This window comes from Microbacterium esteraromaticum, assembly GCF_900163815.1.
In the GTDB taxonomy this organism is placed as follows: Bacteria; Actinomycetota; Actinomycetes; order Actinomycetales; family Microbacteriaceae; genus Microbacterium; species Microbacterium esteraromaticum_B.
This window is the reverse complement of record NZ_FUKO01000023.1, coordinates 122,392-144,753: the sequence shown is the minus strand read 5'-3', so window position 1 is coordinate 144,753 and position 22,362 is coordinate 122,392. Positions and strand designations below refer to the sequence as shown.

The window sequence follows — 22,362 nt, the reverse complement described above, 5'->3', positions numbered from 1 at the left end:
TCGTTGGCACAGTGGCCATTCTAATCGGCCTACAGAGGATTTACTAGGGCTCCCAAGTATTGGCCTGCATGCCGTCGCAGATGCTCAGAGATAGTCGTCGGCATGCAGCTGGCGCACGCCAGCGTCGTGCACCACGAACTGGGTTCGCAGCGGAACCCCGATGCTGACGGCATGCTCGACCATGGCCCGTGCCCACGCACGCTCCTCATCGCGCACTCCACTCCCGCCGACGCGCTCCCAAGCGAGCACCGCCTGGGCGTTTCCGGTCAGCTCGATCAGCATCCCGATGCGATGCATCAGGACGTACGCCTCCTCGACGTCTCGGAGGTCTTCGATCGGCACGATGGCTCGCGGGTCCGCGGGATAATCGGCCATCGGCATGATCGGTTCGCCGAGCCGGCCATGCTCGTCCATGAAGAGCAGCCACATCTGGCGCTGATTGGCCTTCTGCAGCAGCAGTTCGAGCATGTCGCGCAGCTGGTCGTCGGTGTGCAGTACTCGGTTGTGAAGATCGCTCTCGGTGTTCATGCCTACACGCTGGCGCACCAGCCGACGCGCCGGAGGCGGAATCGACCGATTGTGGATAACTGGCGACCTGTGCAGGAAGAGTGGATGTTCCCGTCCGGTTCACCGGCCGTCCACATGCGGCGCGTACAAATATCTCAGCGCGGATGAAGGCTCAGACCGGATCGGGTGCCGTCGGCCCCGCGCTGCGGTGAGCACATCTGGCTCCCGCCGCGGTCACAGACCGCAGGACCCCCGCCGAAAATCGGGTCGGCGGGGGTCCTTCTTCTCTGCGGTTAGCCGTCAGGGCAGGATGTGCCCGTTGATCGTCACCTTGCCCTTCGAGATGCTGACGATGGTTCCGGGGCCCGTCGGGTTCCCGCCCTCATCGGTCGCCGCGGCAGTGGCAGCCCACAGCGTGCCGTTCGAGGAGGTCGAGACCGCCAGTGCGTTCGGCAGCGGGATGAAGCCCTCGTGCTCACCCGACGTCGACACCTTCGCGATGCCGCCCCCGAACAGCTGCGCGACGTAGAGCGCGTCGGGGCCCGCCATCGAGATGCTCGTCGGCCCCGCAAGACCCGAGGCGATCGCAGTCGGCTCGCCGCCGCGATCGATGCGCCACAGCTGACCGGCCCCCGTCACCATGCCGGGGAAGCCCGGGAGCGTGCTCACGTAGACGACGTTGCCAGGCCCCACAGCAAGCCCGGTCGGCACCGACTCGGCATTGAACGTGGAACCGAGTGCGCAGTCCGGCAGGCCCATCATCGCCTGCACCTGCGCGTCGACGGTGATCGGGATCACCGGCAGCACCGAGAACACGCTGATGTCACCATCGTTGGTCACGTGCCACACGACGTTCGCTCCGGCATCCGCTACCAACCACGCGCCACGGTACGAGACCGCGGTATACGCGTGCGAGTCCAACACACCCGGATTGCTTCCGCCGTCGGCCAGACAGCCGTCGACGAAGCCGTAGGTGTTGACGCCATCCGGGTTGTTCGCGTACTCGTAGGCATGGGTGTCGGCGTAGATCGTGTCACCTTTGGGCCCGCGGATGTTCAGCCCGCTCTGCAGCGGTGGCTGCTCTTCACCCTGCTCCAGCGAGGTGGTGTATGCCATCCACTTTCCGCGCGTAGCGACGCTGGTGGTGCCGTCCGCACCTTCGATGATCGGCGCGATCGATCCGTCCGGCTGAAGTTGCCCGATGACCCCGGCCGCACCGTCGGCGACCAGTACGCGATGACCATCCATTGTGAGGCTGTAGGGCATGGCCACCTGGGTGGACCATTCCTGCGGCGCAGGTGGGTCGGATGCCGCTGACGCGAGCGTCGGTGCGGTCAGGACGAGTGCGGCCGCAGCTCCTGCTGCGATTAACGCACGAATGGTGCGCATAATGTCTCCGTTCTCGGAGCGGCTTCCCTGCCACTCCGCGTCGCCGAACGGAGCTCCCCCAAGACGCTCGGATGCTGTGGATCGGCCCCAGCGGCGATCCTGGCGTCATTCTCCGCCTGACTGCTCGGCACCGCAAGGGGTTCTCTGCTGGCCGGTTGCGCCTCCGCAGCTCAGCGGGTCATCCGTCAGCTGCCCACGGCCTCCCGCGCCCGCTCGGCCAACCGCATCCACGTCTCCACGACCGTGTCGGGGTTCAGCGACATCGATTCGATGCCCTGATCGAGCAGCCAGTCGGCGAGGTCGGGATGGTCGGAGGGGCCCTGCCCGCAGATGCCGACGTACTTGCCGCGACGCAGGCACGCCTCGATCGCCATCGCGAGCATCTTCTTCACGGCCGGGTCTCGCTCATCGAACGTCTGCGCGACCAGCGCGGAATCGCGATCGAGACCCAGAGTGAGCTGGGTCATGTCGTTCGACCCGATCGAGAATCCGTCGAAGTGGTCGAGGAACTCGTCGGCAAGCAGCGCATTCGAAGGCACCTCGCACATCATCACGACCTCGAGTCCGTTCTCGCCCCGCCGCAGCCCGTTCGCGGCGAGCAGGTCGACGACCGCCGCCCCCTCGGCGACGGTGCGCACGAACGGGATCATGATCTTCACGTTGGTGAGCCCCATGTCATCGCGCACGCGGCGAAGCGCCTCGCACTCCATGTCGAAGCACTCTCGGAAGTCGGTCGAGATGTAGCGCGACGCGCCCCGGTAGCCGATCATCGGGTTCTCCTCGTGCGGCTCGTACCGCTCGCCACCGAGCAGGTTCGCGTACTCGTTGGATTTGAAGTCGCTCATCCGCACGATCACGGGCTCCGGCGCGAACGCGGCCGCCAGCATCGCCACGCCTTCGGCGACGCGCTGCACGAAGAACTCGCGCGGTGACGGGTACGCCGCGATGCGACTCGAGACTTCGCTCTTCAGCTCTTCGGGTAGTTCGTCGAATTCGAGCAGTGCGCGCGGGTGGATGCCGATCTGCCGGTTGATGATGAATTCGAGCCTCGCCAGCCCCACCCCGCGGTTCGGCAGGCGCGAGAACGAGAAGGCCTGATCGGGGGTGCCGACGTTCATCATGATCTTCACCGGCACCGACGGCATCCGATCGAGATGCGTCTCCTCTTCGCGGAAGTCGAGGAGTCCCTGGTAGACGAAACCGTCGTCGCCCTCAGCGCACGAGACGGTGACGTCGAGCCCGTCCGTCAGCACGCGCGTGGCGTCACCGGTGCCGACGACAGCCGGGATGCCGAGTTCACGCGCGATGATCGCCGCATGGCACGTGCGTCCGCCGCGGTTGGTGACGATCGCCGAGGCCTTCTTCATGATCGGCTCCCAATCGGGGTCGGTCATGTCGGCCACGAGCACGTCGCCGGCACGGAAGCTCGCCATCTGATCGATGGAGCGCAGCACGCTGACCGCGCCCGAACCGATCTTCTGCCCGATCGCCCGCCCGGTCGACAGCACCTCGCTGCGCTCGGTGAGCACGAAACGGCGCATGACGTTCGCATCCGCCCGCGAGACGACCGTCTCCGGTCGCGCCTGCAAAATGTACAACTCGCCGTCCACACCGTCGCGGGCCCACTCGATATCCATCGGCCGCCCGTAGTGCTGCTCGATGGTGACCGCATGCCGGGCGAGTTCTTCGACCTCGGCATCCGTGATGCTGAACAGCCCGCGCTCGTCGGCGGCGACGTCTTCGAAGACCGTCGTGCCGCCGACCTGCGCGCTGTCGGTGTACCGCATCGCGATGGCCTTCTCACCCACCGCGCGCTTCAGAATCGCGGGGCGGGATGCGGCGAGCGCGGGCTTGTACACGTAGAACTCATCGGGGTTGACCGCCCCCTGCACGACGGCTTCGCCGAGCCCGTACGAGCTGGTGATGAATACGGCATCCTCGAAGCCCGATTCGGTGTCGACGGTGAACATGACCCCGGATGCACCGATGTCGGAGCGCACCATCCGCTGCACGCCGACAGATAGCGCCACGTCGTGGTGATCGAAGCCGTTGTGCACGCGGTAGGCGATCGCGCGGTCGTTGTAGAGCGACGAGAACACCTGCCTGACGGCTTGGAGGATGTGCTCGATCCCCGAGATGTTGAGAAACGTCTCCTGCTGGCCGGCGAACGAGGCATCTGGCAGGTCTTCGGCGGTCGCCGATGAGCGCACGGCCCACGATACGGAGTCCGGCGTCGGGTCGTTCTCGACCAACCGCGCATACGCCGCGCGAATGTCGTTCTCGATGTCCTCCGGCAGGGGCTGCTGCTCGATCCATTCGCGTACGGTCGCGCCGACGCGAGAGAGCTGGGTCACGTCATCGACGTCGATCGCCTCGACGGCGACCCGGATGCGAGTATCGAGCCCACTCGCGGAGAGGAAAGCGCGATAGGCATCCGCCGTCGTGGCGAAGCCCCCTGGCACCCGCACGCCGAGCTCGGAGAGGTTCGAGACCATCTCACCGAGTGAGGCGTTCTTGCCACCGACCTGCGGGAGGTCGGCCATCCCCACCTCGTGGAACCAGAGGACGTTGCTCATAGCGATGCTTCTTTCATCAGGTCACGCACGCAGCTTCATGGTCTGCATGATGACCGCGGACATCTCCTCGACGCTTTTCGTCGCGGAGTTCAGGAAGGGAACACGGTTTCTTCGGTAGAGGTCTTCGGCGCGGCGCAGCTCGATCGTGCACTGCTCGAGGCTGGAGTAGCGCGAGCTCGGCCGACGCTCGTGCCGCACCTGGCTCAGCCTCAGCGGTGTCGTGGTGAGGCCGAAGCAGCGCCCGGCATACTTCGCCACCGAGCGCGGCAGCCCCTCGGTCGGGAAGTCGTCATCGGTGAGCGGATAGTTCGCCACGCGCAGCCCGTGCTGCAGGGCGAGGTACATCGTCGTCGGGGTCTTGCCGCAGCGCGAGGGCGCGATGATGACGACATCGGCCTGGTCGAGCGCGCGCGAACTCTGACCGTCGTCATGCTCGATGGCGTACTCGACGGCGCGCATGCGCGCGAAGTACCGGTCGGTGTCGCCGAGGCCGTGGTAGTTGCCGAGCTGTTCGGATGCTGTCGTGCCGAGCGCCTGCTCGAGCTCGGTCAGGTGACCCGCGAGCAGATCGATCAGCACCGCTTTGGAAGCGGCGAGCACGCCGCGGACAGCGGCCTGCTTAACCGTGACGAAAAGCAGCGGGTCGAGATCCGCGGCGTGGTCGGCCTCGATCGCCGCCACGACGCTGCGCGCCTCGGCATCCGTCACGACGAACGGAATCGTGTGCTTGATGAAGCGGATGCCGGGAAAGTTCGCCAGCAGCGCGCTACCGAGCGTCTCGGCCGTGACCCCGGTGCTGTCCGACACGAAGTACGCGGCGCGCGTGAGCGCGCCAGCGACGACAGGTGAGGTCATGACAATAACGCTAGTTAAAGAATGGCTACTTGATCGCGCAATTCACGCAGAAGAAATAGCCATTCTTATGCAACCGTTAATTGGCTGCCAACGCCGTGGACGGCTGTCAGCCGCGCTTGAGCAGCGCAGCCAGCGCCTGCCCGCCGCCGATGCACATGGTGACGATCGCGTATTCTCCGCCGGTGCGCTGCAGTGTGAGCGCCGCCCGGATCGTCAGGATCGCACCGGTCGCACCGACCGGGTGGCCCAGCGCGATCGCACCGCCGTACGGGTTCGTTCGAGCAGGATCCAGCTCGGCATCGCGGATGACGGCGAGCACCTGCGAGGCGAACGCCTCGTTCAGCTCCACGGTCGAAATATCCGCCGGAGTCAGCCGCGTCTGCGCGAAGAGCTTCTTCAGCGCAAGCGTGGGCGCATAGCCCATGATCTCGGGCTCGAGAGCCGCCGTGGTCACGGCCTCGATCGTCGCCAGCACGGGCGCACCTTCGGCGCGCGCATCCTCTTCGCGCATCAGCACGGCCGCCGCGGCACCATCGTTGATGCCGGAGGCGTTGCCCGCCGTGACGGTCCCGCCTTCGGCGAACGCGGCGGGGAGCCCAGCCAGGGTCTCGAGCGTGGTGTCCGGGCGCGGATGCTCATCCTTCGACACCTCTACCGGCTTGCGGCCGGAGCTGGTGACCGTGACGATCTCTTCCGCAAATGCCGCGTGCGCAGCATCCGCCGCCGCCCGCTGCTGGGATTCGAGGGCGAAGGCGTCCTGCTCTTCGCGAGTGACGCCGAAGCGCGTTGCGACGTTCTCGGCGGTCGTTCCCATGTGCTTGTTCGTGAACGGGTCGGTGAGCATCGAGATCGTGCCGTCGAGCAGCTGGCGGTGGCCGAAGCGGTCGTTGAACCGTGCGTTGAAGTCGTAGAACGGCATCCGGGTCATGTTCTCGGCGCCGCCGGCGACGACCACGTCGGTGCTGCCCCAGAGCAGCTCCTGCGCACCCGACCAGATGGCCTGCAGCCCCGAACCGCACAGGCGGTTCACGGTGAAGGCGGGGGTGTTCACATCCAGTCCCGCAGCGAGTGCGATGCGACGGGAGATGTAGGCGTCGCCGGCGACCTGACCGATCGTGCCGATGACGACCTCGCCCACGCGCTCGGGCGCGATGCCCGAGCGGCGCAGTGCCTCCGCGGTCGCGGCCGCGCCCAGCTCATGCGCCGCGGTGTCCTTGAACGCGCCGCCGAAGCGACCCACGGCCGTTCGGGCACCCGCGACGATAGCGACTTTGCCCTGCGCGGGAGCCATCAGCCGGCCGCTTCCTCGGGGCGCTCCTGCACGTCGATGGCCGCGGTATCCGGCTCGTATTCTTCGATGTGCCGCTCATCCGGACCGTTGTAGGCCGACAGCGGGCGGATCAGCGCGTTCGAGGCCTGCTGCTCGAGGATGTGCGCGGTCCACCCGGTGATGCGTGCGGCGATGAACAGCGGCGTGAAGGTGAGCGTGTCGTAGCCGATGAGGTTGTACGCCGGGCCCGACGGGTAGTCGAGGTTCGGATAGATGCCCTTGCGCGAGACGAACTCACTCTCCAGGGTGTCATACAGCTCGGCGACGTCGGGGCGGTCATAGTGCGCGACCAGCGTGTCGAGGGCCGCCTTCATGGTCGGCACCCGCGAGTCGCCGCGCTTGTAGACGCGGTGCCCGAAGCCCATGATCTTGCGCTTCTCGGCGAGAGCGGTGTCGAGCCAGCCGGAGACCTCGGAGGCGGAGCCGATCTCATCGAAGACGTGCATGACGGCCTCGTTGGCTCCGCCGTGCAGCGGCCCCTTCAGCGCACCGATCGCGCCGACGACAGCCGAGTACATGTCACTGAGCGTCGAAGTGATGACGCGCGCAGTGAACGTGGAGGCATTGAAGGAGTGCTCGGCGTAGAGGATCATCGAGCGGTTGAATGCGTCGACGACGACGGCGTCGGGCTCCTCGCCGAACGTCAGCCAGAGGAAGTTCGCGGCGTAATCAAGATCGTCACGCGACTCGACGGCCTCGAGGCCGCGCCGACGACGCTGCCCGTAAGAAACGATCGCCGGGAGTGCGGCGAACAGCTGCAGACTGCGCTGCAGGTTCTGCTCGGGCGTGCCGACGGCATCCAGCACGTTTCCGACCCCGGCCGTCTCGATCGCGCCGATGACGCTGACGGCGGTGCGCACCTCGTCCATCGGGTGCGAATCCAGCGGCAGCGCGTCGATCGCGGTCTTCACCTCGGCGGTGAGGGCGCGGTGCGCGCGCTCGATCGCCCGGAACTCGGCCAGCTGCGCGGCGCTGGGCAGCTCACCGTGCCACAGCAGGTAGGCGACAGCCTCGAACGACTGGGTCGCCGCGAGCTCCTGCACCGGATAGCCCCGGTACAGCAGGCTGTTCGTCTCAGGGTTGACCTTGCTGATCGCCGTCACATCGGCGACGACCCCGGCGAGACCCTTCTTGATGTCGTTGTCAGCCATTGCTCACTCCTTCGTGATGGTGAAATTGAAGACGCCGGAGTCGAAATGGTTGTACGACTCGTAGTCGATCAGATCGTAGAGATCGGCGCGGTGCTGCATCTCGCCGAGCTTCGAGGTCAGGTGCCCGTCATCGATCAGCGTATCGAGTGCACGCCCGGCCGCACCCATCGCGATGCGCAGCATCGACACCGGCCAGATGACGATATTCACGCCGACGTCGCGCAGCTGGTCGGCCGAGAAGAGGTCACTCTTGCCGAACTCCGTCATGTTGGCGAGGATCGGCACGTCGACGGCATCTCGCATCGCCGCGAACTCCGAAAGCGAGCGCATCGCCTCGGGGAAGATCGCGTCGGCACCGGCATCCACCAGCGCCTTCGCGCGATCCTTCGCCGCTTCGATCCCATCGACGGCGGCGATGTCGGTGCGCGCCATGACGAGGAAGTTCTCGTCGCGGCGGGCATCGACCGCAGCCCGGATGCGCTTCAGCGCCGTCTGCTCGTCGACGACGGCCTTGCCATCGAGGTGACCGCACCGCTTCGGGTTGATCTGGTCCTCGATGTGGGCACCGGCGAGGCCGGCATCCTCGAGCGTCTGGATGGTTCGAGCCACGTTCATCGGCTCGCCGAAGCCGGTGTCGGCGTCGATGATCGCGGGCAGCTCGGTCATTCGCGCGATCTGCTGCCCGCGGCCGGCGACCTCGGTGAGCGTCGTCAGTCCGATGTCGGGGAGCCCGAGATCGGCAGACAGCACGGCTCCGGAGATGTAGACGCCCTCGAAGCCCTTCTGCTCGATGAGTCGAGCGCTGAGCGGGTTGAACGCACCGGGAAAGCGCAGCAGCTCACCGGTGGCGAGGCGCTCCCGGAACAGCCGTCGCTTCTCGGCCGGTGGGGTTGTCGCGTAAAGCATCAGAAAGCTCCTTCCAGCGCGGGCGTTGAAGCATGTCCCAGAAACGGTGGGTTCCGTCTGCTCACACCGGCCTTTTCTGAGACATGCCCCGCAAGCGTGTCCCAGAATGCGCGGGTCCGCTCGCCGCGCTCGCGCCGCTTCTGAGACATGGTCGACGGCGCACCCATCAGAACAGTCCGGCAGGGGCGGGGGCGGATGCCAGAAGTCCCGGCTTCGCGATGATCGACAGCTCAGCGACCTCGGCGGCGGTCAGCTCGGGCAGGCGCTGGACGAGCTCGAGGAAGCGCTCGATCTCGGCAGCCTCGAGCACGGGCTCCGCGAGGACGCGGAACTTGTTGATGTAGTTCTCGCGGGCGAACGGACGAGCGCCGAGCGGGTGCGCGTCGGCGACGGCGATCTCATCGACCACCTTCGTGCCGTCGGTCAGCGTGATCTCCACCCGACCACCGAATGCCTTCTCGCTGATGTCGAGCGAGTGGTAGCGGCGGGTCCACTCCGCGTCTTCGAGCGTGCTGATCTTCTGCCACAGCGCCACGGTGTCCTCGCGGGCCGCGCGCTCAGGAGCGTAGGAGTCGACGTGGTGCCAGCTGCCGTCCTGCAGCGCGACAGCGAAGATGTACGGAATCGAGTGGTCGAGCGTCTCGCGCGAGGCCGTGGGGTCGTACTTCTGCGGGTCGTTGGCGCCGGAGCCGATCACATAGTGCGTGTGGTGCGACGTGTGCAGCACGATGCTCTCGATGTTCGCCGGGTCGCCGAGCTCGGGGCGCTCGCCGTGCAGCTTGCGGGCGAGGTCGATCCAGGCCTGCGCCTGGTACTCGGCCGAGTGCTCCTTCGTGTACGTGTCGAGGATGGCGCGCTTGGCCTCGCCAGCGGCGGGCAGCGGCACGTCGTAGGCGGCGTCCGGGCCGTCCAGCATCCAGGCGATGACACCGTCTTCGCCTTCATAGATCGGCGACGGGGAGGTCTGGCCGCGCATCGCACGGTCGACGGCTTCGACGGCCATCTTGCCGGCGAAGGCCGGGGCGTGTGCCTTCCAGGTCGAGATCTCGCCCTTGCGGCTCTGACGGGTCGCGGTGGTCGTGTGCAGCGCCTGCGACACGGCCTGGTAGATGGTCTCGGCGTCGAGACCGAGGAGCGTTCCGATGCCTGCGGCGGCGGAGGGTCCGAGGTGGGCGACGTGGTCGATCTTGTGCTTGTGCAGGCAGATGGCCTTGACCAGGTCGACCTGGATCTCGTAACCGGTCGCGAGGCCGCGCACCAGTGCCTGGCCGTCGCTGCCGACGTGCTGGGCGACGGCGAGGATCGGCGGGATGTTGTCACCGGGGTGCGAGTAGTCGGCCGCGAGGAAGGTGTCGTGGTAGTCGAGCTCGCGCACGGCGACGCCGTTGGCCCACGCGGCCCATTCGGGGCTGGTGTGCTCGTCGAGCGCGGCGCCGAAGACGGTGGCGCCCTTGCCGCCGGTGGAGACGGGGTGCGCGAACGCCTGTGCGCGGGCGGCGTTGATCGGTGCGCGGGTGAGCGATGCCGCAGCGACCGACGCGTTGTCGATGATGCGGTTGATGATCATGTCGACGACGTCGGCCTCGACCTCGACGGAATCGGTGGCGACCTCGGCGATCTTCCACGCGAGCTGGTTCTCGCGGGGCAGGTCTTCTTCGGAGCGGTAGACGCGGACGTGGTGGTTGACGGTCATCGTATTCCTTCGTTCGGAGCGGAGTTCGTGGGCTGGATCACGTGAGAGCGGGGCTCTGGAGTGATTCGAGGATGCTGTCGAGCGCGTTGTGCAGGTGCACGTGCGTGGCGTGCGCGGCGAGGTCGGCGTCGCGGTCGGCGAGAGCGCGCGCGATGAGGCGGTGTTCGGAGGCGGATGCTGCCAGGCGCTCCGGCTTGTCACGGGCCATCCGCCGCACCCGCACGAGGTGCGTGCGCACGGTGCGCAGCGCCGAGCTGAGGTAGTCGTTGCCGACGGCGGCGTCGAGGACGGTGTCGAAGCGGGCTATCAGCGCGTAGTACGCGTCGCGCCCTTCGGCACGGGCCAGGTCGACGTGCGCGAACTCATCGGCGAGTGCGGCGAAGGCGGCAGCATCCCCTCGCTCGGCGGCGAGTCGGGCCGAGCTCTCTTCGAGTGCCCGGCGGATCTCGAACAGCGCGCGGATGTCGGAAGCATCGAGGCCAGCGACGACGGTGACTCGCGGCGATTGCTGCACGGCGAGCCCTTCGGCGACCAGTCGCCGCAGCGCTTCGCGCATGGGGGTCCGGCTGACCCCGAGGCGCTCGGACTGCTCGACCTCGGCCAGAACGGCACCAGCGGGCAGGGCGCCGGACTGGATCTCTTCGAGCAGCGTGACGTACGCGCGATCACCCGCGCGGACCCGATCGACGACGACGCTCATACCGTCAGCGTATACACAGCGGGCCAGGAAAGCCAGTGGATGCGACATTTCTGACCATTGCGTATACATAAGGTGAGCAGATCTGCCTGCGCGCGCCGCCACGGCGTTATGCTCGACGCATGCCGCAGGATGAGCTTTCGTTCGACCGCGAGAGAGCCGAGTTGCGACCGGGCGCGGTGCATGTTCCGGATTGGCTGGATGCCGATGCGCAGAGGGATCTGCTGGCGATGTGCCGCGAGTGGGCGAGGCCCCCCGCTGGATTGCGTGAAGTTCGCACGCCGGGTGGCGGCAAGATGAGTGCGCGCCAGGTCTGTCTGGGGTGGCATTGGGTTCCCTACCGGTACACGAAGAACGCCATCGATGGCGACGGGGCTCCGGTCAAGCCTTTTCCGGTCTTCCTCAACGTTCTCGCCCGCAGAGCGGTCGCAGAGGCGTATGGCTCTGACCATGAACTCTCCGGAGACTACGACGTCGCGGTGATCAACTTCTACGACGGCAGCGCGCAGATGGGCATGCACCGCGATCAAGAAGAGACCGCACGAGACCCGGTCGTCTCCCTCACCCTCGGCGATGCCTGTCGGTTCCGATTCGGCAACAACGAGTCGCGGACCAAACCCTACGACGATGTGCGGCTGGAGAGCGGCGATCTCTTCGTATTCGGTCGCGAAGCACGGATGGCCTATCACGGTGTGACGAAGGTTTTCGCGGGCACCTCCCCGGCATTTTTAGGGCTGACCGGACGCGTGAACGTCACGCTTCGCGTGAGCGGGTTGCAGCCCTGGACGGCCGAGGGCTGAATCGCGGTGTTCCTGCGTGCGATCTGCCACTCGCCCGAAGGCAATGTCGGTGGCCCTGTTCATACTTGAAATATGAGCCCGAGCCCGCGCTCGTACCGTTCTGAGGCGTTCAGGTCGATCTGCTCCAGTTCGCACTCACTCCCCGACCATCCCCTCGAACAGGCCGATCTTGTTTCCGTCGGGGTCTACGATCACCGCCCACGAGCTGGTGCCGGTGATCGCCTGCTTCTCGGCATCCACGGTCGCCCCCGCCGCTTTCGCCGCGGCGATCGTGTCATCGATCGAGTCGACCTCGACGTACGAACGCGGCTGATCGAAGCCGTCAGCGCGCGGCGCGAGCCCACCGCCCGAGACAGTGCCCCGATCCGCCGTTTCCGAGAGTGGGACGCAGCCATTCGCGACCCTTGAAGCAGAACTGACTCAAGGCAAACCAGAGCAGGCGAATGACCCCGAAGAAGCCGTCAGGCCTTCCGGTAGCCGGTGTGGTCGGGGTTCGGAGTGAGCATCCACCCGTCACCATCGGCGACGACGAGGCTCTTCATGCCTCCAGCATCCGCAATCAGGGCGTAATCCTGACCCGCATCGGCCGCGTAGCAGAACAGTGTCACGAACGGCTCGTCGCCCACGTTCACGCTGCGGTGAATCCAGTGGCCCGGAACGTTCACAGCCTTGCCCGGGGTGAGCTCGACCGCCATGGACTGTCCGTCGACCGTCTCCAGCAGCATCACGCCGTGGCCGCTGAGGCAGTGGTAGAGCTCGGCCCGGTCGGCGATGGCGTGCAGGTGGCCTCGGGTCACGGCGAACTCATCGCCGATGCGGCCTGGCAGCAGCGTGCTGGTGCCGACGATGAGCGCACCAGGGCCCTCTTGATAGCGGTGGTCGTCCACCCAATACACAAGTTCGTCCGCGCCGCGCGCGCTGACGGCCGCCTGCCACGCCTCGGCATCGCGATAGACGCCCGCCATGTCGCCGAGAAACTTCTCGTACCGGCGGGAGCGTCCGTCGATGCCGCCGTCGGGCGAGATCGTCAGAGTGACGGGGGTGTCAAGGGTGGGCATGGTGCTCACGATAGGCCTCCTGCTAACTTGTAATTACAGGTATACTCCAAAGCGACCCGATCCGATAATCCGACAGGTACGAACTGTGATCATCGCCCACGACCTCGGCACCACCGGCAACAAGGCATCGCTGCACAGCGATGATGGCCGGCTGGTCGCATCCGTCACCGTGCCGTACCCCGCGCACTTCGCCGCCGGCGGCGTCGCCGAGCAGAACCCGCAGGACTGGTGGGATGCCGTGGTGCGCGCCACCCGTGACCTGCTCGCACGCACCGAGACCGCGCCGAGCGAGATCACCGGTCTAGTCGTGAGCGGCCAGATGATGGGCGCCGTGCTGCTGGATGCCGATGGCGAGCCCGCACGCCCCGCAATCATCTGGGCCGACACCCGATCCGGCGCGCAGCAGCGCCAGCTCGAAGATGCACTCGGAGCCGAGCATGCCTACCGCGTGCTCGGCCACCGCCTGAACCCCACCTACTCGGTCGAGAAAGTCATGTGGGTTCGCGACAACGAGCCCGACGTCTGGGCGCGTGTGCGCCGCGTGTGCGTTGCGAAGGACTTCATCGTGCAGCGCTTGACCGGGCGTCTGGCGACGGACAGATCGGATGCCTCCGGCACGAACGCCTACGACCAACTCGCCGGCGACTGGTCGGATGAGGTGCTCTCCGCCGCTCGCCTCGACCGCTCACTGTTCCCGGAGATCCTCGAGGCCACCGCAATCGCGGGCGCTCTGACCACAACTGCGGCCGAAGCCCTCGGCCTGCACACCGGCGTGCGCGTCGTGATGGGCGGCGGAGACGGCCCGATGGCGGCCGTCGGCTCCGGCATCGTCGCACCCGAAGACGGCGCCTATGTGTGCCTGGGCACCAGCTCGTGGATCTCGTTCGCGGCGAATGCGCCGCTGCACGACCCGCAGATGCGCACCTTCAGCTTCAACAACGTGGTGCCGAATCGGTTCGTGCCCACCGCCACGATGCAGGCCGGCGGCGCATCGGTGCAATGGATCGCCGAGGCGCTCTCTCCTGACCCGGCCCGCCCCGAGACCGGACGCCTCACGGCCGAGGCCACTGAGGACATCGACACCGAAGACCTCTACTTCCTGCCCTACCTCCTCGGCGAGCGCTCACCGATCTGGGATCCGGATGCGCGCGGCGCGTTCGTCGGCCTGGGCCGCCACCACACTCGCGCACACCTCATGCGTGCTGTCCTAGAAGGCACCGCCTTCAACCTCCTCACCGGCATCCATGCATTCCGCGAGTCGGGAGCGACGATCGACCGCATCGACGCAGTCGGCGGCGGCGCGCAGAGCGACGCGTATCTGTCGGTGCTCGCCGATGTCTGGGGTGTGCCGGTCAGGCGGCGCACGATTGTGGGCGAGGCCAACAGCCTGGGCGCCGCGATCACTGGCGCGGTCGGCCTCGGGCTCGCCGAGTTCTCTGCCGCGCGCGCGCTGAGCGAGGTCACGGCGGAGTTCACCCCGGATGCCGATCGGCACGCCCGCTACCTCACCCGGCACTCTCGGTTCACCGATGCGTACACGGCGCTGGCGCCATGGTTCGCAGGAAGGCCACGCTGATGGCTGTCATCCTCGTCACAAGCCGCTCCTTCTCAGACGGCGACCTCGACCTCGTCACCCGGGCGAACGATGCTGGGCACCGCATCATGCGCGGCCCGGCGCACCACGACCTCGCCGAGCTGCGCCCTCTGCTGCACGGTGCGGATGCATGGATCGCCGGCACCGGCGCCGTCACAGCCGAGCACCTCGACGTCGCCCCGAAACTGAAGATCATCGCCCGCTACGGTGTCGGTGTCGAGGCGGTCGACCTCGATGCGGCCGCTGACCGGGGCATCCTCGTCACGAACACTCCCGGCGCGAATGCGGCCGCCGTCGCTGATCACGCCGTCGGGCTGATGCTGGCAGCGCTGCGCACCATTCCCGATGGTGACCGACGGGTGCGCGACGGAGACTGGTCGGTCAGGCGAGGTCGCGAGCTGGGAGCTGCGACAGTCGGCATCGTCGGCTTCGGCCGGATCGGACAGGGCGTCGCCGCACGGCTGGGCGGTTTCGGGCCGCGCATCGTGGCATCCGATCCGTTCCTTCCTGACGAGCGCGTGCGCGCGGCCGGTGCGGAACCACTCGAGCTCGACGACCTCTTCCGCACGGCCGACGTCATCACGCTGCACGCGCCGGGTGGCCAGCAGCTGGTCGATGCCGCCCGCCTCGCCGAGATGCGCCTCGGCACCATCCTCGTCAACACCGCCCGCCCGGACCTGATCGATGAGGATGCCGTCGCCGCGGCCCTCGCCGACGGCTCTCTCGCCGGCTACGCCGCCGATACGCTCGACGGCGATACCGCCGCGAGCAACAGCCCGCTGCTGGACGATGAACTCGCCGACCGTGTCATCGTGACCCCTCACCTCGGCGCGCAGACCACCCAGGCCGTCGACAACATGGGGCGCATGTCGCTCGACGACGTGATCGCCGTTCTGCGTGGCGACGACCCCCGCTACCCCGTCAGGAGAACAGCATGACCGCCACCTCTTCCGACGCCCTGCAGGCAGACTGCATGGGCTTCGTCGGCGTCACCACCGGCTCGTCGTCGATCATGAAGGTATTCCCGCTGTGGGCCGACATCCTCCGCCTGCCCACCCGCACGCTCGTCGGGCACGATCTGCCGATGGATGCCGACCCGGCGCAGTACCGGGCGATGGTCGAGCAGATCCGTGACAACCCGCATCACCGCGGCGCCCTGGTCACCACGCACAAGATGAACGTCTTCACTGCGGCATCCGATCTGTTCGACGAACTCGACCCCTTCGCCGTCTCGTGCTCCGAGATCTCCAGCATCTCCAAGCGCGGTGAGAAGCTGATCGGCCGCGCGAAGGACCCGATCACGGTCGACCTCGCGCTGAACGACTTCCTGCCCGCCGAGCACTTCGCGCGCACCGGCGCCGAGGTCGTCATTCTCGGCGCCGGCGGCTCGGGCACGGCGCTCAGCTGGGCCCTCGCCGAGCGCGCCGACGCACCGTCGCGCGTGACGGTCACCGCCCGCTCGCAGGACAAGCTCGATCACCTGCGCGAGGTGCACCGGCAGCACGGCACGCGGGAAGACCTGATCCGCTACGTGGTGACGGACACCCCGGAAGAAGCGGATGCCATCGTTGCCGCCGCTCCCGCCGGCTCAGTGATCGCCAACGCGACGGGTCTCGGCAAGGATGCACCCGGCTCGCCGCTCACGGATGCTGTCGTCTACCCCGAGAACGCCTGGGTGTGGGAGTTCAACTACCGCGGCTCGCTGGAGTTCCTGCACCAGGCACGCGCCCAGCAGGAGGCCCGCTCGCTGCAGGTCGTCGATGGCTGGCGCTACTTCATCCACGGCTGGTCGCAGGTCGTCGCCGATGTCTTCGAGATCTCACTCACCCCCGCGATCGTCGAGCAGTTGGCGGATGCTGCGGAGTCGGTGCGCTGATGTCTGCGGTTCGCACGGTCCTGGGCGATGTCGACCCGGCCTCGCTCGGACGTGTGAACTACCACGAGCACCTGTTTCAGGTCTCACCGCTGCTGGTCGGCGACGAGCTCGACGATGAGGATGCTTCGGGAGCAGAAGCTGCGCTGCTGAAGGCGAGCGGCTTCGAAGCGATGGTCGACGCGACGCCGTTCGGGGTCGGGCGGGATGCTGCCGGTCTCGCGCGGATCAGCGCGGCGACCGGACTGAGCGTGGTCGCGACCACCGGACGCCACCGTGAGGCGCACTACGCTGCGGATCATCCGACCCGGCAGTGGGATTCACCCCGCTTGGCCGCGCTGTTCACGGCCGATGTGCTCGAGGGCATGCCCGCCGATGATGCCGCACCCGAGGGCGCACGCGCTCTGACCGACGCCGGCGACCCGGTGCGGGCCGGGATGCTGAAGGGCGGCATCGACTACTGGCGCATCAGCGATTTCGAACGCACGACACTGGATGCGCTGGCACAGGCACACCGCGCGACCGGCGCCCCGGTCATGGTGCACCTGGAGTTCTGCACGGCCTCCCACGAGGTGCTCGATCTGCTGGAGACGGCGGGCGTGGCATCCGATCGCGTCGTGCTCGCGCATGCCGATCGCGACCCGGATGCCGGGTTGCACCTCTCGCTCGCCGAGCGCGGTGCCTACCTCGGCTACGACGGGTTCGCCCGCCCCCGCACGCACAGCGATGCGCGTCTGCTGGAGCTCACCGCGGCCGTCGTGGCCAGCGCCGGCGACCGGATCGTGCTGGGCGGCGATGTCGCCCGCAGCACCCGCTACATCGCCTACGGCGGCATGCCCGGCCTCGCCTACCTCGGAGAGCGGTACGTTCCGCGCCTGCGCTCGCTCATCGGCGATGACGCTGTCGATCGGATGCTGGTCGACAACCCCGCACGTCTGCTGACCCTGAGCGCCTAGCGGACCGGCCACGGCCCCAACCCGCCACACTTTGGGGGCCGACACGCCAGATGTCGGACGGTTTGCGCCATTCGGTCCGACATCTGGAGTGTCAGCCCCCAGACTGTAAAGTGCGCAGAGCCAGAAACCGGCCCCCACCCGAAGGTGAGGAGCCCGTTCCGGAACTGTCAGATCACTCGTACAGAACTGCAGCGATCTTCGGGTCGTTGATGTTGGTGGCGTCGTACCAGTACGAGCCGGTGTCGTAGAACTCGTCGAGCTTCTCGCCCTTGGCTGCAGCGACAGCCGACTCCACGGTGCGGGCGCCGATGCCGATCGGGTCCTGGGTGATGGCGCCGGCCATCAGGCCCTCCTTGATCGCCTTGATCTGGGCTGCGCCCGAGCCGATGATGGTGAGCTTGCCCTTTGCCAGGCCGAGCTCGTTGGCGGCGTTCACGATGCCGATGGCCGAGCCCTCGTTGGTGCCGTACAGGCCCTTGAGGTTCGGGTGCGCGGCGATCATGGCCTTGGCAATGTCCGCCGACTTCAGGTGGTCGCCGTCGCCGTACTGGATGTCGACGATCTTGATGTTCGGGTAGTCAGCCTCGATCTTGTCGACGAAGCCGTCACGACGCTCGACACCAGTCGAGTTGATCTGCGAGTGACCGACGATAGCGACCTCGCCCTCGCCGCCGATCAGGTCGGCCATGTGCTCGGCGGCCAGCGCGCCGGCAACCTTGCTGTCGGTGGCTGCGAGGCTGAGGCCCACGTCGCCGTTGCAGGGTGCGTCGAAGTAAACGACCGGGATGTCCTTGGCCTTAGCCTGCTCCAGCGGAGCAACGCATGCCTCGGGGTCCAGAGCGGCGTAGCCGATGGCATCCGGGTTCTGCGCGATCGCCGTGGTGAGCATCTCGAGCTGCTGGGTGATCTCGGTCTCGGCGGCCGGACCCTCGAACGTGACGCGCACGCCGAGCTCCTCAGCCTTCTGCTCTGCGCCCTTCTTCACGGCCTGCCAGAACTGGTGCTGGAAGCCCTTCGAGACGAGGGCGACGTACACTTCGCCGTCCTGACTCGCCCCATCGCCGCCGTTGCCGGCGCCTTCGTCGATGACGCCGCTGCCTGAGCAGCCGGCGAAGATGAGCGCGGAGGCCGCGGCGAGCGCGACGAATGCGGTCTTCTTACCAAATCGCATGGAAACTCCATTGTTCTGTGTGATGTCGACCTCGCGGCCGACGGTGATTTTTGGGACGGGATACTCCGGTGGTGTGTGCCGGTGCGGATCGCTCCGCGGGTTCGGCCGAAGCCGATCGGATCGGTGGCGGGCGGCCGCCGATCCGAAGATCACGTTCGCTGGCGGTTGCGCAGCGAGTCGAAGAACACGGCGATCAGGACGACGATTCCGATGACGATGTCGCGCCATTCGGTCTTGATCGACAGGATGCTGAGACCGTTGACGAGCACGCTCATGATCAGCGCACCGATCACGGTGCCGATGATCGAGCCGCGGCCGCCGAGCAGCGAGGTGCCGCCGATGATGACGGCGGCGATGGCCTGCAGCTCGTAGCCCATGCCGATCTGCGGCTGAGCGGAGTCGAGCCGCGAGGCGATGATGATGCCCGCGACTCCGGTGAAGGCACCGGAGAGCATGTAGACGAAGATCGTCCAGCGGCGCGTGTTGACGCCCGAGAGGCGGGTGGCCTCTTCGTTCGACCCGATCGCGAAGGTGTACCGGCCCAGCAGCGTCCGCGACAGCACGACGAAGGCGATGATGGCGAGCAGAGCGGTGACCAGCACGGCGTTCGGGATGCCGGGGATGATCGTTCCGAGCGCGATGAGCTTGAAGCTCGGCGCCGACGTCGAGAAGTAGATCGGGGCGACTCCCGAGATGACGAGGGCGAGACCGCCGGCGATCATCATCATCGCCAGCGTGGCGATGAACGGGGGAAGGCGAAGGTACGTGACGTTCACGCCGTTGACGAGGCCCATGAGCACACCCGTCGCGATGCCGCCGAGAACGCCGACCCAGATGGGCAGCCCCATGTTCGTGATGAACACGCCGGTCATCACGGCGCACAGCGCCATGCCGGTACCGAGCGACAGGTCGATGCCGCCGGTGATGATCACGAAGGTGGTGCCGAGGGCGAGGATGCCGATCACCGCGGTCGACAGCAGCACCGAGGCGATGTTGCTGAAGGTGAAGAAGTTGGGGCTCGCGATCGAGAAGATCAGCACGAGGACGACGAGGGTGCCGAAGGCGAGCGACTGCTGCAGCTGACGCTTCAGCATCCCGCTGACGTCGCGCTTGTCGGTGTTCTCCGAGACCGCCTGCTGGACGACCGTGGTGGTCGAACCGGATTGCTGTGGGTTGCTCATTCGTCTTCCTCCCCGTGTGCGGCAAGCTGCATGATCTTCTCCTGGCTGGCTTCCTCGTTGCGGAGCGTGCCGGTGATCTGTCCGTTCGCGAACACGGCGATGCGGTTCGCGACGCGGAGGATCTCGGGCAGTTCCGACGAGATGACGATGATGGACTTTCCTGAATCAGCGAGCTGCTGCATCAGACGGTAGATCTCCTCTTTCGCCCCGACATCGATCCCTCGGGTCGGTTCGTCGAAGATGAGGATGTCGCAGTCGCGCATCAGCCACCGGGCGATGACGACCTTCTGCTGGTTGCCGCCCGAGAGCAGCTTCACGACCTGGTTCACCGAAGGCGTCTTCACGCGCAGCTGCTGCACGTATTCCTTCGTGCGGGTCTTGGCCTTGCGATCACCCATCCAGCCGATCGCATTGGCGTAGGAGTCGAGCGAGGCGAGCACCGTGTTGAAGGTGACGTCCTGTTCGAGCATGAGTCCGAGGAGCTTACGGTCCTCGGAGAGGTAGCCGATGCCGCGCTTGACGGCATCCTCTGGCTGACGGATGCGCACGGGGCGCCCGCCGATGCTGACGGTGCCGCTGTCCTTATGGTCTGCGCCGATGACGGCTCGTGCGGTCTCGGTGCGGCCGGCGCCCATGAGACCGGCGAAGCCGAGGATCTCGCCCTTGTGCAGCTGGAAGGAGACGTCCTTGAGGAGCGCCTTGGTCGACAGGCCCTGCACGTCGAGCACGATCGGATCGTTCGCGTGATCGCGGGCGGTCGGGCGGGTGCCCTCGTCGATCGCACGGCCGACCATCATCTCGATGATCTTGGGAACACTGATCTCGCTCTGCTCGAGCGAGCCGATGTAGGCGCCATCACGGAGCACGCTCACCCGGTCGGCGAGGCGGCGCAACTCATCCATGCGGTGCGAGATGTAGACGATGCCGGTGCCGCTTGCCTTGAGCTGCTCGATGAGTACGAACAGGGTCTCGACCTCGGTGTCGGTGAGCGCTGAAGTGGGCTCATCCATGATCAGCACCTTGGCGTTGAAAGAGAGCGCCTTGGCGATCTCAACCATCTGCTGCTCGGCGACAGTCAGGTCGCCGACGAGCTTGCGTGGGTCGAGTTTGATCTTCAAACGCGTGAGCAGATCGGAGGTCTGCCGGTTCAGGGCGCGCTCCGAGAGGAAGGGCCCTGCCGTCGGGCTCACGACCGATGAAGATGTTCTGCGCGACGGTGAGGTCGGGCATCATGTTCAATTCCTGGTGGATGATCGTGATGCCGAGCTGCTGCGCCTGCAGTGGGCTGGTCAACTCGACCGGCTCGCCCTCGAAGGTGATCGTGCCCTCGTCACGCGTGTAGATACCCGAAAGGATCTTCATCAGCGTCGACTTGCCGGCACCGTTCTCGCCGACGAGCACGAGCACCTCGCCCGCTCGCACCTCGAGATCGACATCCTTGAGCGCTTGCACACCGGGGAACCCCTTGCTGATTCCCTGCACCCTGAGGATGGGATCACTCATGCCAGCACCTACTCCCTCGAAGGTTATTGCTTTCGGCGAACCGATGTTTAAACATCGGATCAATTGTGCGCCTGCGACGCGTTCGGCGCAAGTTGTAGATAAATGTAACCAACCAGCAGCCCGATGTACAGACTTGTAACTACAACCGTAGCCGACTTGTAATAACATCTTGATATCGGGGCGTTCCGTCTCGTGTTCGCGCACACGCGCGTCACCCTCGAAGGAGAGCATTCATGCAGATCGGCGCACACGGACTCGTCTTCTCCGGGCAGTTCAATGAACCAGGCCTTCGCCGTGCGATCGAAGGCACGAAGAACGCAGGCTTCGACCTGATCGAGATTCCGCTGATGGATCTGCAGGGGTTCGACTCTGCACTGGCCGCGCGGATGCTCGCAGACAACGATCTCGCTGTCTCATCTTCACTCGGCTTGACCGCCGACACCGACCTGAGCAGCGAGGACTCGAAGGTCGTTGCCGCAGGAGAGGACGCTCTCGAGCGTTGCCTCGAGCATGTCGCGGTCATGGGCGGTGACATGCTCTGCGGCGTCATCTACTCCGCGATGCGCAAGTACATGGCGCCGTCGACCGAACGCGGTATCGCCAACAGCCAGGCGGCGCTCGCGCGCCTTGCCGAGAAGGCTTCGGCCCACGGCATCCGCTTGTCGCTGGAAGTCGTGAATCGCTACGAATCGAACATCTTCAACACCGGCCGCGGCGCGCTCGGGTTCGTGGACGGCATCGGCCGCGACGACATCTCGGTGCATCTGGACACGTACCACATGAACATCGAGGAGTCGGATCTGTTCCAGCCGGTGCACGATGTCGCGGCTGCCGGCAAGCTCGGCTACGTGCACATCGGCGAGAGCCATCGCGGATACCTGGGCACCGGCACCGTCGACTTCCCCACCTTCTTCCGCGCACTGCATGACGTCCAGTACGACGGCCCGATCGTCTTCGAGTCGTTCTCCTCGGCCGTCGTCAGCGCTCAGCTCAGCCACACCCTGGGCATCTGGCGCAACCTCTGGGAGGACTCCGACGACCTCGCCGCGCACGCGAACCGCTTCATCCGCGACGGCCTGCACGCTGTCCGGACGATCGACCGCCACTGACCCCTGCCCCCGG

The 22,362-nt window shown here is 66.6% G+C and carries 19 protein-coding genes and 1 pseudogene; 6 read left to right on the top strand and 14 right to left on the bottom strand.

The window, feature by feature from the left end:
• Positions 1-84: 84 nt before the first annotated feature.
• The 9 genes from FM104_RS10835 to FM104_RS10795 form a co-directional block, all read right to left on the bottom strand.
• On the bottom strand, positions 85-528 hold the full coding sequence (locus tag FM104_RS10835; protein WP_087132254.1) for a hypothetical protein: 444 nt from the start codon (positions 526-528) through the stop codon (positions 85-87).
• A gap of 279 nt (positions 529-807) precedes the next feature.
• Positions 808-1,896, bottom strand: coding sequence for a ScyD/ScyE family protein (locus tag FM104_RS10830; RefSeq protein WP_087132253.1), 1,089 nt, complete (start codon positions 1,894-1,896; stop codon positions 808-810).
• A gap of 185 nt (positions 1,897-2,081) precedes the next feature.
• The gene (ppsA, locus tag FM104_RS10825) at positions 2,082-4,472 is read right to left on the bottom strand and encodes a phosphoenolpyruvate synthase (RefSeq protein WP_087132252.1); all 2,391 of its coding nucleotides are present in this window, start codon (positions 4,470-4,472) and stop codon (positions 2,082-2,084) included.
• Positions 4,473-4,493: 21 nt separating this feature from the next.
• Positions 4,494-5,327 (bottom strand): pyruvate, water dikinase regulatory protein, encoded by an 834-nt coding sequence (locus FM104_RS10820; RefSeq protein WP_087132251.1) that lies wholly within the window; start codon positions 5,325-5,327, stop codon positions 4,494-4,496.
• Between the two features lie 106 nt (positions 5,328-5,433).
• Positions 5,434-6,618 carry a thiolase family protein gene (locus tag FM104_RS10815; RefSeq protein ID WP_087132250.1) on the bottom strand — a complete coding sequence of 395 codons (1,185 nt, stop codon included), beginning with the start codon at positions 6,616-6,618 and terminating at the stop codon, positions 5,434-5,436.
• Positions 6,618-7,808 carry a bifunctional 2-methylcitrate synthase/citrate synthase gene (locus FM104_RS10810; protein ID WP_087132249.1) on the bottom strand — a complete coding sequence of 397 codons (1,191 nt, stop codon included), beginning with the start codon at positions 7,806-7,808 and terminating at the stop codon, positions 6,618-6,620. Before FM104_RS10810 ends, FM104_RS10815 begins: the two co-directional genes overlap by 1 nt.
• A gap of 3 nt (positions 7,809-7,811) precedes the next feature.
• Positions 7,812-8,714: a methylisocitrate lyase gene (gene prpB, locus FM104_RS10805; RefSeq protein ID WP_087132248.1), complete on the bottom strand. Its 903-nt coding sequence runs from the start codon at positions 8,712-8,714 to the stop codon at positions 7,812-7,814.
• A 166-nt stretch (positions 8,715-8,880) separates the two neighbouring features.
• The gene (locus tag FM104_RS10800) at positions 8,881-10,407 is read right to left on the bottom strand and encodes an MmgE/PrpD family protein (protein WP_087132247.1); all 1,527 of its coding nucleotides are present in this window, start codon (positions 10,405-10,407) and stop codon (positions 8,881-8,883) included.
• A gap of 37 nt (positions 10,408-10,444) precedes the next feature.
• The gene (locus FM104_RS10795) at positions 10,445-11,107 is read right to left on the bottom strand and encodes a GntR family transcriptional regulator (protein WP_087132246.1); all 663 of its coding nucleotides are present in this window, start codon (positions 11,105-11,107) and stop codon (positions 10,445-10,447) included.
• A 119-nt stretch (positions 11,108-11,226) separates the two neighbouring features.
• Between FM104_RS10795 and FM104_RS10790 the strand changes: the two genes are divergently transcribed.
• On the top strand, positions 11,227-11,904 hold the full coding sequence (locus tag FM104_RS10790; RefSeq protein ID WP_087132245.1) for an alpha-ketoglutarate-dependent dioxygenase AlkB: 678 nt from the start codon (positions 11,227-11,229) through the stop codon (positions 11,902-11,904).
• Positions 11,905-12,365: 461 nt separating this feature from the next.
• Here FM104_RS10790 and FM104_RS10780 read toward each other — a convergent pair whose 3' ends face one another.
• Positions 12,366-12,962 (bottom strand): glucose-6-phosphate isomerase family protein, encoded by a 597-nt coding sequence (locus FM104_RS10780; protein ID WP_087132281.1) that lies wholly within the window; start codon positions 12,960-12,962, stop codon positions 12,366-12,368.
• Between the two features lie 85 nt (positions 12,963-13,047).
• Here FM104_RS10780 and xylB point away from each other — a divergent pair, with 85 nt between their 5' ends.
• Genes xylB through FM104_RS10760 form a run of 4 tightly spaced genes read left to right on the top strand, consistent with a single transcriptional unit; the run spans position 13,048 to position 17,385 of the window.
• Positions 13,048-14,538, top strand: a complete 1,491-nt coding sequence (xylB, locus tag FM104_RS10775) for a xylulokinase (RefSeq protein WP_087132244.1) — start codon at positions 13,048-13,050, stop codon at positions 14,536-14,538.
• Positions 14,538-15,494 (top strand): NAD(P)-dependent oxidoreductase, encoded by a 957-nt coding sequence (locus FM104_RS10770; protein WP_256971621.1) that lies wholly within the window; start codon positions 14,538-14,540, stop codon positions 15,492-15,494. The genes xylB and FM104_RS10770 overlap by 1 nt, the downstream gene beginning before the upstream one ends.
• A complete protein-coding gene (locus FM104_RS10765; RefSeq protein ID WP_087132242.1) occupies positions 15,491-16,432 on the top strand; it encodes a shikimate dehydrogenase family protein in 942 nt (313 codons plus the stop codon). Before FM104_RS10770 ends, FM104_RS10765 begins: the two co-directional genes overlap by 4 nt.
• Positions 16,432-17,385 (top strand): phosphotriesterase family protein, encoded by a 954-nt coding sequence (locus FM104_RS10760; protein ID WP_087132241.1) that lies wholly within the window; start codon positions 16,432-16,434, stop codon positions 17,383-17,385. The genes FM104_RS10765 and FM104_RS10760 overlap by 1 nt, the downstream gene beginning before the upstream one ends.
• Before the next feature lie 172 nt (positions 17,386-17,557).
• Here the strand turns inward: FM104_RS10760 and FM104_RS10755 are convergent, their stop codons facing one another.
• From FM104_RS10755 to FM104_RS16760, 4 genes and pseudogenes are all read right to left on the bottom strand, one after another.
• Positions 17,558-18,556, bottom strand: coding sequence for an ABC transporter substrate-binding protein (locus FM104_RS10755; protein ID WP_087132240.1), 999 nt, complete (start codon positions 18,554-18,556; stop codon positions 17,558-17,560).
• Positions 18,557-18,705: 149 nt separating this feature from the next.
• Entirely contained in the window at positions 18,706-19,737 is a 1,032-nt protein-coding gene (locus tag FM104_RS10750; RefSeq protein WP_087132239.1) for an ABC transporter permease, read from the bottom strand.
• Complete coding sequence (locus FM104_RS16765) at positions 19,734-20,372, bottom strand: ATP-binding cassette domain-containing protein (RefSeq protein WP_256971622.1); 639 nt, start codon at positions 20,370-20,372, stop codon at positions 19,734-19,736. The genes FM104_RS10750 and FM104_RS16765 overlap by 4 nt, the downstream gene beginning before the upstream one ends.
• A 417-nt stretch (positions 20,373-20,789) precedes the next feature.
• Positions 20,790-21,240, bottom strand: a pseudogene (locus tag FM104_RS16760) (ATP-binding cassette domain-containing protein); the annotation flags it as partial.
• Between the two features lie 233 nt (positions 21,241-21,473).
• Here FM104_RS16760 and FM104_RS10740 point away from each other — a divergent pair.
• Positions 21,474-22,349 carry a sugar phosphate isomerase/epimerase family protein gene (locus FM104_RS10740; protein ID WP_087132238.1) on the top strand — a complete coding sequence of 292 codons (876 nt, stop codon included), beginning with the start codon at positions 21,474-21,476 and terminating at the stop codon, positions 22,347-22,349.
• The last annotated feature ends 13 nt before the right edge of the window (positions 22,350-22,362 follow it).

Bases quoted from the DNA above. Each gene is read 5' to 3' on its own strand.
- FM104_RS10835 (WP_087132254.1), bottom strand. From the start codon at position 528: ATGAACACCGAGAGCGATCTTCACAACCGAGTACTGCACACCGACGAC.
- FM104_RS10830 (WP_087132253.1), bottom strand. From the start codon at position 1,896: ATGCGCACCATTCGTGCGTTAATCGCAGCAGGAGCTGCGGCCGCACTC.
- FM104_RS10815 (WP_087132250.1), bottom strand. From the start codon at position 6,618: ATGGCTCCCGCGCAGGGCAAAGTCGCTATCGTCGCGGGTGCCCGAACG.
- FM104_RS10820 (WP_087132251.1), bottom strand. From the start codon at position 5,327: ATGACCTCACCTGTCGTCGCTGGCGCGCTCACGCGCGCCGCGTACTTC.
- FM104_RS10740 (WP_087132238.1), top strand. From the start codon at position 21,474: ATGCAGATCGGCGCACACGGACTCGTCTTCTCCGGGCAGTTCAATGAA.
- FM104_RS10800 (WP_087132247.1), bottom strand. From the start codon at position 10,407: ATGACCGTCAACCACCACGTCCGCGTCTACCGCTCCGAAGAAGACCTG.
- FM104_RS10795 (WP_087132246.1), bottom strand. From the start codon at position 11,107: ATGAGCGTCGTCGTCGATCGGGTCCGCGCGGGTGATCGCGCGTACGTC.
- FM104_RS10810 (WP_087132249.1), bottom strand. From the start codon at position 7,808: ATGGCTGACAACGACATCAAGAAGGGTCTCGCCGGGGTCGTCGCCGAT.
- FM104_RS10750 (WP_087132239.1), bottom strand. From the start codon at position 19,737: ATGAGCAACCCACAGCAATCCGGTTCGACCACCACGGTCGTCCAGCAG.
- FM104_RS10770 (WP_256971621.1), top strand. From the start codon at position 14,538: ATGGCTGTCATCCTCGTCACAAGCCGCTCCTTCTCAGACGGCGACCTC.
- FM104_RS10760 (WP_087132241.1), top strand. From the start codon at position 16,432: ATGTCTGCGGTTCGCACGGTCCTGGGCGATGTCGACCCGGCCTCGCTC.
- FM104_RS10780 (WP_087132281.1), bottom strand. From the start codon at position 12,962: ATGCCCACCCTTGACACCCCCGTCACTCTGACGATCTCGCCCGACGGC.
- ppsA (WP_087132252.1), bottom strand. From the start codon at position 4,472: ATGAGCAACGTCCTCTGGTTCCACGAGGTGGGGATGGCCGACCTCCCG.
- FM104_RS16765 (WP_256971622.1), bottom strand. From the start codon at position 20,372: ATGGGCGCCGGCCGCACCGAGACCGCACGAGCCGTCATCGGCGCAGAC.
- FM104_RS10755 (WP_087132240.1), bottom strand. From the start codon at position 18,556: ATGCGATTTGGTAAGAAGACCGCATTCGTCGCGCTCGCCGCGGCCTCC.
- prpB (WP_087132248.1), bottom strand. From the start codon at position 8,714: ATGCTTTACGCGACAACCCCACCGGCCGAGAAGCGACGGCTGTTCCGG.
- FM104_RS10765 (WP_087132242.1), top strand. From the start codon at position 15,491: ATGACCGCCACCTCTTCCGACGCCCTGCAGGCAGACTGCATGGGCTTC.
- FM104_RS10790 (WP_087132245.1), top strand. From the start codon at position 11,227: ATGCCGCAGGATGAGCTTTCGTTCGACCGCGAGAGAGCCGAGTTGCGA.